9 protein-coding genes are annotated in these 10,503 nt (G+C 70.1%); 3 read left to right on the top strand and 6 right to left on the bottom strand.

The window, feature by feature from the left end; genetic code table 11:
• The first annotated feature begins 8 nt into the window (after positions 1-8).
• A complete protein-coding gene (locus OG959_RS08190; protein ID WP_326657544.1) occupies positions 9-962 on the top strand; it encodes a bifunctional riboflavin kinase/FAD synthetase in 954 nt (317 codons plus the stop codon).
• Between the two features lie 74 nt (positions 963-1,036).
• Here the strand turns inward: OG959_RS08190 and OG959_RS08185 are convergent, their stop codons facing one another.
• Positions 1,037-2,401 carry an MFS transporter gene (locus OG959_RS08185; protein WP_326657543.1) on the bottom strand — a complete coding sequence of 455 codons (1,365 nt, stop codon included), beginning with the start codon at positions 2,399-2,401 and terminating at the stop codon, positions 1,037-1,039.
• A gap of 212 nt (positions 2,402-2,613) precedes the next feature.
• Here OG959_RS08185 and OG959_RS08180 point away from each other — a divergent pair, with 212 nt between their 5' ends.
• Positions 2,614-3,192 (top strand): MarR family winged helix-turn-helix transcriptional regulator, encoded by a 579-nt coding sequence (locus OG959_RS08180; RefSeq protein WP_326657542.1) that lies wholly within the window; start codon positions 2,614-2,616, stop codon positions 3,190-3,192.
• Between the two features lie 81 nt (positions 3,193-3,273).
• Positions 3,274-4,383, top strand: a complete 1,110-nt coding sequence (locus OG959_RS08175; RefSeq protein WP_326657541.1) for an XdhC family protein — start codon at positions 3,274-3,276, stop codon at positions 4,381-4,383.
• A 36-nt stretch (positions 4,384-4,419) separates the two neighbouring features.
• On the opposite strand, the gene OG959_RS08170 is transcribed toward OG959_RS08175, so the two are convergent.
• The 5 genes from OG959_RS08170 to OG959_RS08150 form a co-directional block, all read right to left on the bottom strand.
• Entirely contained in the window at positions 4,420-5,415 is a 996-nt protein-coding gene (locus OG959_RS08170) for an ABC transporter ATP-binding protein (protein ID WP_326657540.1), read from the bottom strand.
• A complete protein-coding gene (locus tag OG959_RS08165; protein WP_326657539.1) occupies positions 5,412-6,434 on the bottom strand; it encodes an ABC transporter ATP-binding protein in 1,023 nt (340 codons plus the stop codon). The genes OG959_RS08170 and OG959_RS08165 overlap by 4 nt, the downstream gene beginning before the upstream one ends.
• Positions 6,431-7,399 carry an ABC transporter permease gene (locus OG959_RS08160; RefSeq protein ID WP_326657538.1) on the bottom strand — a complete coding sequence of 323 codons (969 nt, stop codon included), beginning with the start codon at positions 7,397-7,399 and terminating at the stop codon, positions 6,431-6,433. The genes OG959_RS08165 and OG959_RS08160 overlap by 4 nt, the downstream gene beginning before the upstream one ends.
• Positions 7,396-8,478, bottom strand: coding sequence for an ABC transporter permease (locus OG959_RS08155; protein WP_326657537.1), 1,083 nt, complete (start codon positions 8,476-8,478; stop codon positions 7,396-7,398). Before OG959_RS08155 ends, OG959_RS08160 begins: the two co-directional genes overlap by 4 nt.
• A gap of 118 nt (positions 8,479-8,596) precedes the next feature.
• Positions 8,597-10,474: an ABC transporter substrate-binding protein gene (locus OG959_RS08150; protein ID WP_326657535.1), complete on the bottom strand. Its 1,878-nt coding sequence runs from the start codon at positions 10,472-10,474 to the stop codon at positions 8,597-8,599.
• Between the last annotated feature and the right edge of the window lie 29 nt (positions 10,475-10,503).

The raw sequence follows: 10,503 nt of genomic DNA, 5'->3' as shown, positions 1-10,503 counted from the left end.
CGGTCAGAGTGCAGCGCTGGCGTGGCTTGGAGGACATCCCCCAGGACTGGGGACGCAGCGTCGTCACCATCGGCTCCTATGACGGGGTGCACCGCGGACACCAGCTGATCATCGGCCGGGCCGTCGAGCGGGCCCGCGAGCTGGGGGTGCCGTCGGTCGTGGTGACGTTCGACCCGCATCCCAGCGAGGTCGTCCGCCCCGGCAGCCATCCGCCGCTGCTCGCTCCGCACCACCGCCGTGCGGAACTGATGGCCGATCTCGGCGTGGACGCGGTGCTGATCCTTCCGTTCACCACCGAGTTCTCGAAGCTCGCTCCGGCCGACTTCATCGTGAAGGTGCTCGTCGACAAGCTGCACGCCCAGCTGGTCATCGAGGGCCCCAACTTCCGGTTCGGTCACAAGGCCGCCGGAAACGTGCAGTTGCTCACCGAGCTCGGTGACACCTACGACTACCGCGTCGAGGTCATCGACCTGCGGGTGCGCGGTGAGGCCGGCGGCGGCGAGCCGTTCTCCTCGACCCTGACCCGGCGCCTGGTCGCCGAGGGGGACGTGGCCGGCGCCGCGGAGATCCTCGGCAGGCCGCACCGCGTCGAGGGCATCGTCGTCCGCGGTGCGCAGCGGGGACGTGAACTCGGCTTCCCCACCGCGAACGTGGAGACCCTGCCGCACACCGCGATCCCGGCCGACGGCGTGTACGCGGGCTGGCTGGAGGTGGACGGCGAGGCGATGCCCGCCGCGATCTCGGTCGGCACCAACCCGCAGTTCGACGGCACCGAGCGCACGGTGGAGGCGTACGCGATCGACCGCGTGGGCCTCGACCTGTACGGCCTGCACGTCGCCGTGGACTTCCTCGCGTATGTACGCGGCATGCTGAAGTTCGACTCGATCGACGACCTGCTCGTGGCGATGGCCGCCGATGTGAAGCGGTGCAGCGAGCTGATCTCCGCCTACGACCGGGGCTGAGAGCCTCTCCCGCCCCTACGGCTCCGGCCGGGACCGCCGGCACGCGGTCCCGGCCGGAGCCGTATCGGCAGGAGTCAGCTGTTGAGTTCCTCCAGCGTCTTTCCCTTGGTCTCCACGGCGAACAGCGCGATCGCCGCGCCGACCGCCGCCACACAGCCCAGCTGGGTGAAGACCATGGTGAGACCGGCGCCGGAGCTGATGATCGCGCCGACCACGATCGGTCCCAGGATGACGCCGAGCCGGTTCCACACCCCGCCGAACGACGCTCCGCGTGCCCGGCTGCGGGTCGGGTAGAGCTCGGGCGTGTAGAGGTAGAGACTCACGTTGGTGGCGAAGACGAAGAGCGTGGTGACCGAGGCCCACATCGCGACCTGGCCACCGGACGAGGCACCGGAGACGGCCAGCGAGAACAGGGCGACGGCCGCCCCGCCGAGGCCGACGGTCAGGGACACCCGGCGTCCCACCCGGTCGATGACGAGCGCGACCAGCAGACAGCCGATCAGGCCGGTCACATTGCTCAGCAGCGCGTAGTTGAGCGCGGTGCGCAGATCGAGGCCGAACTCCTTGGTGTAGAGCGAAGGCAGCCAGGTGGCGATGCCGTGGTTGACGTAGTACGCGACGAACCACAGCGCGGACACCACGGCCGTGCGCCGCAGGTAGCGGCCCGTGAAGAGATCCCGCAGCCCGCCCCGGGAGGTCTCGACGGCCGTCGCCGGGCCCGGTTCGGGGAGCGGGGCGCCGGTCGACTTCGCCACGTCCTTCTCGATCCGCGTGATGACCTGTTCGGCCTCCGTGACCCGGCCCCGGGAGAGCAGCCAGCGGGGCGACTCCGGAACCTGGCGGCGCAGGACGACGACGAGGAGGACGGGCAGGGCGCCGATCACGAACATCACCCGCCAGCCGAAGCTGGGCACCACCCAGCTTGCGACGAGCGTGGCCGTGGCGAGGCCGGCCGGGAAGATGAGTTCGTAGAGCAGCACGAACCGGCCCCGGTGATCCGCCCGGGCGATCTCGTTGATGTACGTGGCGGCGACCGGCACGACACCGCCGATGCCGAGGCCCTGAACGAACCGGAAGAGCGTGAAGAGCGCGAAGCCGGGGGAGAACGCGACGGCGAGGCTGGCCAGCGCGGTCACGGCGACACCCAGCGCGACGGTGTTCACCCGGCCGATCCGGTCGCCCAGCCAGCCGGCGACGAGGGCCCCGAGCAGCATGCCGACGGAACCGCTGGTGACGATCATCGTGCCCTGGCCGGTGCTCAGCTTCCACTGTTCGGTCAGGACGGGCAGCGCGGAGGCGGTCAGCAGCTGGTCGAACGCCTCGAAGAAGGTGACGGTTCCGATCAGTGTGCGGACCTTGATGTGCCAGCGAGAGCTCGGCAGGCGTTCGAGTCTGGCCGAGACGGAGCTCACGGCGGGGCCGTTGGCCACGATTGACATGGGGATCCTTCCGCGAACAGGAGTTGCGGTGACCCTAGGAAGAAGTGTCTTAGTGGTCAATAACTAAGTGCTTAAATGTTATGCGGGGTTTCCGGGGCCGGAGTCCGGAGACGGGCGCCGGTTGTATCGTGAACACCTCACCGCTGCGCCGGGCGTGGTGTGTCCGGAAGGAGGCGCGGGGGGCGCGGCACCGCACCGTCCTCCCATCGCACATGACTCGTAGAGCACCGGGCCGCCCCGACGCGGTCGACCTCGTCCTTGAGCAGTGGAAGCGTGAACTCCCCGCCCTGGACGCCTCACCCATGGAGGTGCTCGGCCGGCTCCATCGCAGCTTTCTGCGGTACCAGGGGCTGCTGTCCGAGCTCTTCGAATGCTTCGACCTGAACATGGCCTCCTTCGATGTGCTGGCGGCTCTGCGCAGGTCAGGGCCACCGTACCGGCAGACCGCCGGACAGCTCGCGGACATCGCGCTGGTCACCACGGGTGGCATCACGCTGCGGCTCGACCGGCTGGAGAAGGCCGGTCTGGTGACCAGGGAGCGTGACGCGAAGGACCGCAGGGTCGTGTACGCGTGCCTCACCGAGCGGGGTGCCGAGGTCGTCGACATGGTCGCCGTCGCACACTTCGCCAACGAGGAACGGATGCTCGCCGAACTCTCCGACGCCGAACGGCGCCGACTGGGCGAGCTGCTCGGCAAGCTCGAACGCTCTCTGGAGACGGCGGAACGGACACCGCCCGACCGGGCCGCGCTGATGGCGTCCGTGCGGCGGGATCCGATGCATAATCCATAGCACTCACTGTCTGAGTGCTCAGGCTTTACCCCAGGAGGACGTGCCGGAGGCCGGTGTACCGGCCCGGAGGAGGTTCGTACCGTGCGTGAGCTGCTGTCGGAACTGCGCGCCTGGGACGAGGCCGGAACGCCGTTCGCGCTGGCGACCGTCGTCTCCGTCCGCGGCAGCGCTCCACGGGCGCCCGGCGCCATGATGGCCGTGACCGCCGACGGCGCGGTGGCGGGCAGTGTCTCCGGGGGCTGCGTCGAGGGAGCGGTGTACGAGGTGGCGGGCGAGGTGCTCGTCACGGGTGCCCCACAGCTCCAGTCGTACGGGATCACCGACGACGAGGCCTTCGGCGTGGGCCTGACCTGCGGCGGAACCATCGATGTCCTGGTCGCCCCCTACACGGCGGCGGCCGACCGCTCCTGGCTCCGGGAGGTGGGGGAGACCGTCGCACGGGGCGAACCCGTCGCCGTGGCCACGGTCCTTCCGGACGGCGCCCGTGCGAGCGCGCGGCGGGTGGTCCGGGCGGACCGGGCCGAAGGGTCGTTGGGGGACGAGGGCCTCGACGCGGCCGTCACCGACGACGCCCGGGGTCTCCTCGCCCAGGGCGCGACCGGGCGGCAGTGGTACGGGATCCACGGCGAGCGCCGGATGCAGGACGTGTCCGTCTTCATCCAGACGTACGCCCCACCGCCCCGCATGATCGTCTTCGGCGCCATCGACCACGCGGCGGCCACCGCCCGTATCGGGTCCTTCCTCGGCTACCGGGTCACCGTGTGCGACGCCCGCCCGGCCTTCGCGACCCGCGAGCGCTTCCCGACCGCCGACGAGGTGGTCCGCGCCTGGCCGCACACCTATCTGTCGGACACGGACGTCGACGAGCGCACCGTCCTGTGCGTGCTCACGCACGACCCGAAATTCGATGTGCCCCTGCTGGTCGCCGCGCTGCGCACGCCGGCGGCCTACATCGGGGTGATGGGCAGCCGGCGCACCCATCGCGACCGGCTGGCACGGCTCCGGGACGAGGGCGTGGGCGACGCGGACCTCGCCCGGCTGGCCTCGCCCGTCGGGCTGGATCTCGGGGCCCGCACACCGGAGGAGACGGCCGTCTCGATCGCCGCGGAGATCATCCAGCACCGCTGGGGCGGCACGGGGCGCCCGCTCGGTGAACTCTCCGGCGCGATCCACCACCACGGCCGACGGTAGCGGGCGGGCCCCGAACCGGAGGCCCGCCCGCACTCCCTAAGTCCGCGCCACCGCCGCCGCGCTCGCCCAGTGGCACGCCACCTGCGTCTCGCCGCCGCCCGCGAGCACCGGCAGGTCCTTCGTGCGGCAGGCGTCCGCGACCCCCGCCCGCTCCGCCTCGCCCGAGGCCAGGACCTGGCAGCGCAGATGGAAGCGGCAGCCCGACGGCACCTTGGACGGGTCCGGCGGCTCACCGGTCAGCACCACCGGGTCGCCCTCGGCCTCCGGCAGCACCGACAGCAGCGCCTGGGTGTACGGATGCTGCGGAGACGTGAGGATCTGCTCCACGTCGCCCGTTTCCACGATCCGGCCGAGATACATCACCGCCACCCGGTCCGCGATGTTCCACGCGAGACCGAGGTCGTGCGTGACCACCAGCGCGGACAGGCCCAGTTCGTCCCGCAGGCGCAGCAGCAGCGCCAGGATCTCGCCGCGCACCGACGCGTCCAGCGAGGCCACCGGCTCGTCCGCCACGATGAGTTCGGGCTCCAGCACCAGTGCGCCCGCGATCACGACCCGCTGGCGCTGACCGCCCGACAGCTCGTGCGGGTAGCGGAGGAAGAACCGCTCCGGAGGCCGCAGCCCCGCCCGGGAGAGTGCGTTCGTCACGGCCTCCCGCTCGTCGCCGCCGTACCGGTGGATCCGCAGGCCCTCGGCCACCGCGTCGTACACCGTGTGCCGCGGGTTCAGCGAACCGCTGGGGTCCTGCAGCACCAGCTGGACCCGCTTGCGGTACGCCTTCAACGCCCGGCTTCCGTAGTCGAGCGGCTTCCCGTCGAAGGTGACCTGCCCGCCCGTCGGCGGGACCAGGCCGAGCAGCGACCGGGCCAGCGTCGTCTTGCCGCATCCCGACTCGCCGACCAGTGCGACGATCTCGCCAGGCCTGATGTCCAGGTCGACCCCGTCCACGGCACGGGCCGGGTCGGCGCCGTGCCTGCCGGGGAACGAGACCCGCAGATCCCGCGCACTGAGCAGGTCCGTGGTGGTGGTCATGATGTGCTCCTTGCTTCCTCGGCACCCTGCGGGGCCACGGCCCCGTCCGGCCCGACCAGCACGCAGGCGGCCTCCCGTCCGGGCCCCGCCACCCGCAGCTGCGGGTCCTGCGTGGTGCAGGAGTCCAGCGCCACCGTGCAGCGGGGATGGAACGTGCAGCCGGCCGGCAGCGCCGACGGGTCGGGCGGGTCGCCCGGCAGCCCACGGGGCGCGAACCGCGAGGCCGGGTCCCCGATCCGCGGGAAGGCACCCGACAGGGCCTTGCTGTACGGGTGGTGCGCCCGCTCGTAGACCTCGGACGCCGGGCCCTGTTCCACGACCCGTCCCGCGTACATCACCGCGAGCCGGTCGCAGGTGTCCGAGAGCACCGCGAGGTCATGACTGATCATGATCAGTCCGAGGTCCTGCTCGGAGACCAACTGTTCGATCAGCCGCAGGATCTGGGCCTGGATCATCACGTCGAGGGCCGTCGTCGGCTCGTCGGCGATGATCAGGCCCGGATCGCAGGCGAGTGCCATCGCGATCATCACGCGCTGCCGCTGCCCGCCGGAGAGCTCGTGCGGATAGGCGTCCGCCCGCGCGGCGGGCAGACCCACCTGCTCCAGCAGCTCACCGGCACGCTTGCGTGCCGCGGCCTGCGTCGTCTTCCTGTGCAGGACGATCGGCTCGGCGATCTGGTCCCCGATGCGGTGCACCGCGTTCAGCGAGTGCATCGCGCCCTGGAAGACGATGGAGGCGCCCGCCCAGCGCACGGCCCTGACCTGACCCCACTTCATGGCGAGGACGTCCTCGCCGTTCAGCAGGATCTCGCCGGTGACCTTCGTGCCCGCGGGCAGCAGCCGCAGCAGCGCGAGCGCCAGCGTGGACTTCCCGCACCCCGACTCACCGGCGATGCCGAGCTTCTTGCCCGCGTCGACCTCCAGGTTCACCCCGCGGACCGCCCGGGCCCCGCCGGCGTACGTCACCGTCAGATCGCGTACCTCGAGAAGAGGCGTCTTACGGATGCTCGTCGTGCTCAACGGGCCACCCCCAGCTTGGGATTGAGGACGGTCTCGATGGCGCGCCCGCACAGCGTGAACGCCAGGGCCACCAGGGCGATGGCGATGCCGGGCGGTGCCAGGTACCACCAGTCGCCCGCGCTCACCGCACCGGCTTCGCGCGCGTCCTGGAGCATGCCGCCCCAGGAGGTGATGGTCGGGTCACCGAGGCCGAGGAAGGCCAGCGTGGCCTCCGTCAGGATCGCGCTGGAGATGACCAGCGTGGTCTGCGCGAGCACCAGTGGCATCACGTTCGGCAGGACGTGCCGCAGCATGATGTGTCCGTGCCCGCCGCCCAGCGCGCGGGCGCGCTCGATGTAGGGGCGGGACTCCACGGCGAGGGTCTGCGCCCGCACCAGCCGGGCGGTCGTCGGCCAGGTCGTGACGCCGATCGCGATGATGACCGTCCACAGGGAGCGGTCCATCACGGTGGCGAGCGCGATGGCCAGGACCAGGGTCGGCATCACCAGGAACCAGTCGGTGACCCGCATGAGGACCGTCGAGTACCAGCCGCGGAAGTGCCCCGCGACGATCCCGACGACCGTGCCGATCGCCACGCAGAGGAAGGCCGCGAGCAGCCCCACGGTCAGCGAGACACGAGCCCCCCACACCACCAGGGCGAGGACACTGCGGCCGAACTGGTCGGTCCCGAGCGGGAACTCGGCACTCGGCGACTCCAGCGCACCGCCCGGTGCCTCGGTGACGCTCTGCGCGTTCGCGCCGGTCAGCACGGGTGCGCATACGGCGATCAGCGCGATCAGGACGAGCCCGGCAAGGCCCCACAGGCCACCGGGGTGGCTGCGGTACGCCTGCCAGAACCGGGCCACGGACCGCCGCTTGCGGGCGCGGGCCAGCGCGCCCGCGCTCTTGGTCGCCTCGGGCCCGGATTCCTCGGGTGCGGGGGCCTCGGCTCCCGGTGTGGACGCGGGCATGGATTCGGTCGTCATCGGCCCACCCGGGGATCGAGCAGCGGATACAGCAGATCGGCCAGGGTGTTCGCCAGGATCACCGCGGTGGCGAAGAGGAAGAACAGCGCCTGGACCAGCGGAAGGTCGGGGACGCTCAGCCCCTGGTAGAAGAGCCCGCCCAGACCCGGCCAGGAGAACACGGTCTCTACCAGGATCTGTCCCGCGACCACATGGCCCAGGTTGACGAACATCAGTGTGAAGGTCGGGAGCATCGCGTTGGGGACGGCGTGCCGGCGGCGGACGGTGTCGTCGCGCAGGCCTTTCGCGCGCGCCGTCGTCAGATAGTCGCTGCCCATCTCGTCGAGGAGCGAGGAGCGCATCACCAGGAGCGTCTGCGCGTAGCCGACCGCGACCAGGGTGATCACGGGGAGCACCATGTGGTGCGCGACGTCGAGCACGTACGCGAAGCCCGACTCGTTGCCCGACTCCAGCCCGCCGGTCGGGAACATACCCGGAATCGGGCCGATGCCCACCGAGAAGACGATGATCAGGAGCAGGCCGAGCCAGAACGAGGGCACGGAGTAGAGCGTGAGCGCGAGCGCGGTGTTGAAGCGGTCGCTCTTCGATCCGTTGCGCCAGGCGGTACGGGTGCCGAGCCAGATGCCCAGCGCGCTGTAGAGGACGTACGCCGTGCCGGTGAGCAGCAGCGTCGCCGGGAGCGCCTCGGTGATCTTGTCGATGACCGGGGCGTGGTACTGGAACGAGGTGCCGAAGTCACCGGTGAGCGCGTCGCCCACGTAGCTGGTGAACTGCTGCCACATCGGCTGGTCGAGACCGAGTTGGCGACGCAGCGATTCGAGCTGCTCGGCGGATACGGGCCGCCCGCCGGTCATCTGCTTCACCGGGTCGCTGGGAATCAGCCGGAAGAGGAAGAAGCTGGTGACCAGTACGGCGAACAGGGAGACGGCCGCGCCGAAGATCTTGCCGGCCACGTACGTGAGATAGGCCTTGGTGTTGCGCGCCCGTGGGCCGCGGGCGGCCGGGGGCGCGGCGGGAGCCGGGCCGTCCGTGTCCGCATCCGCCTGTTTCACGAGCGCCGGAGTGCTGTCAGCTGTCATAGGAACTCTCGTTACTCGTGCTGCACTTGGAGGGATCGGCCGGACGGGGCCCTGATGCCAGGACCCCGCCGGCGTTCGCTCTCATGCCGTCCGCGGGAACTGCCCGCGGTCCGTGGTCCTACTCGCGCTCGTCCGCGGTGGTGCGACGGCGCCGGGAGAGGAGGAACCCGCCACCGGCGAGGACCACCACGGCGACGACGATGCCGATGACGATGCCCGTGGAGGACGAGCCGGAGTCACTGTCACCGGTTCCGTCACCGCTGCCGGCCGGAACGGCCGACCACCAGCTCCAGTACCCGTCCTGGCCGTAGATGTTGCCGGCCGCCTCGGGCATGGTCGTGATCGACTTGATCTGGTCGGTGCGGTAGGCCTCGACCGCGTTCGGGTACGCGATGACGCTCATGTACCCGGAGTCGTACAGCCACGACTGCATCTGCCCGACGAGGTCCGCCCGCTTGGCGGTGTCGTACTCGGCGAGCTGCTTCTTGTACAGCTCGTCGTACGTCTTGTCGCAGATGAAGTTGTCCGTGGCAGCGCTCGCCTTGGCCTTGATCGGCAGGGCGGCGCAGGTGTGGATGCCGAGGACGAAGTCCGGGTCCGGGTTGACGGACCAGCCGTCGAAGGCGAGGTCGTACTCACCGGCGTACCAGGGCACGGAGACGTCGTCGAGGCAGTCGACCTTGAGACCGACGCCGAGCTTGCCCCACCACTCCTTGAGGTACTTGCCGATCGCCTTGTCGTTCGGGTCCGTCGCGTGGCACAGGATGCGCAGGTCGAGCGCCTTGCCGTCCTTGCCGACGCGCTTGCCGTCCTTGAGCGCGTAGCCCGCCTGGTCCAGGAGCTTTCCGGCCTTGGCGGGGTCGTACGCGAGGCTCTGGTCCGCCGACGGCTGCCAGGCGTACTCCGAGAAGCGCGGCGGAATGTACCCCTGGCCCTCGACTGCGTGGCCCTGGAAGACCTTGTCGATGATCGTCTTGCGGTCGATCGACAGGAACAGTGCCTGGCGGACCTTCTGGTCGAGCAGCGCCTTGTTGCCGTTGCCGAACTTCTTGCCGTCCTTGGTCTGCGCGCCCGGGTTGGTCGCCAGCGCGAAGAAGCGGCGCCCCGGACCCTCGTTGACCTTGATGTTCGCGTCGCCCTTGAGCGAGTTGGCCTGGGCGGGCGTCAGCGCGGGGGAGCCGGCGACGAAGGAGACCTCGCCCTTGCGGAGTGCGGCGACCGCGGCGTCCTGGTCCTTGTACGTCTTGAAGACCAGCTCGTCGAACTTGGGCTTGCCGCGCCAGAAGTCCTTGTTGGCCTTGAGCTTCACGTACTGGTCGACCTTGTAGTCGCTCAGCACGAAGGGCCCGTTGCCCACGACGGGGAAGTCCTTGTCGTTGTTGAACTTCGAGAAGTCCTTGACCTTCTCCCAGACGTGCTTGGGGACGATCGGCACATCGAGCGCGGCCATCGTGGCCTGCGGCTCCTTGAGCTCGATGACCAGCTGCGTCGGGCTGGGAGCCGTCACCTTCTTGAAGTTGGTGACGAAACTGCCGTTCGCCTGGGCGGCGGCCTCGTCCGTCATCATCTTGTTGAAGGTCCAGGCCGCGTCCTCGGCGGTGGCCTGCTTGCCGTCCGACCACTTGGAATTACTTCGAATGGTGTACGTCCACGTCAGCTTGTCGGCCGACGGCTCCCACTTCGTGGCGAGACCCGGGACGGCGTGGTTGTCCTTCGGGTCATAGTTCGTCAGGAAGTCGTACATGAGCCGGGAGACGCTGGTGCTCAGCAGCTTCTGGGCGAGGAACGGACTCAGGGAGTCGACGCTCTGCGCGACCGCGACGGTCAGTGTCTTGTTGCCGCTGTCGGCGGCCTGGGCCTGCTGGGGCGCGGCCCCGAGGGGCATGCCCGGTACGACGGCCCCTGCTGTGAGAGCAAGGGCTGCTGCGCCGGACGCCACGAGGGTACGCAGACGTGAGCGTGGCTGGGCTGAGGGTGGTGGAACTCTTTCGACCATGGTCAGGGACCTCGCGTCATGACTCGCAC

This window comes from Streptomyces sp. NBC_00385, from assembly GCF_035917155.1.
GTDB classification, from domain to species: Bacteria; Actinomycetota; Actinomycetes; order Streptomycetales; family Streptomycetaceae; genus Streptomyces; species Streptomyces poriferorum.
Note: the sequence above shows the minus strand (reverse complement) of the source record. Positions and strands in the feature narration are given on the sequence as shown.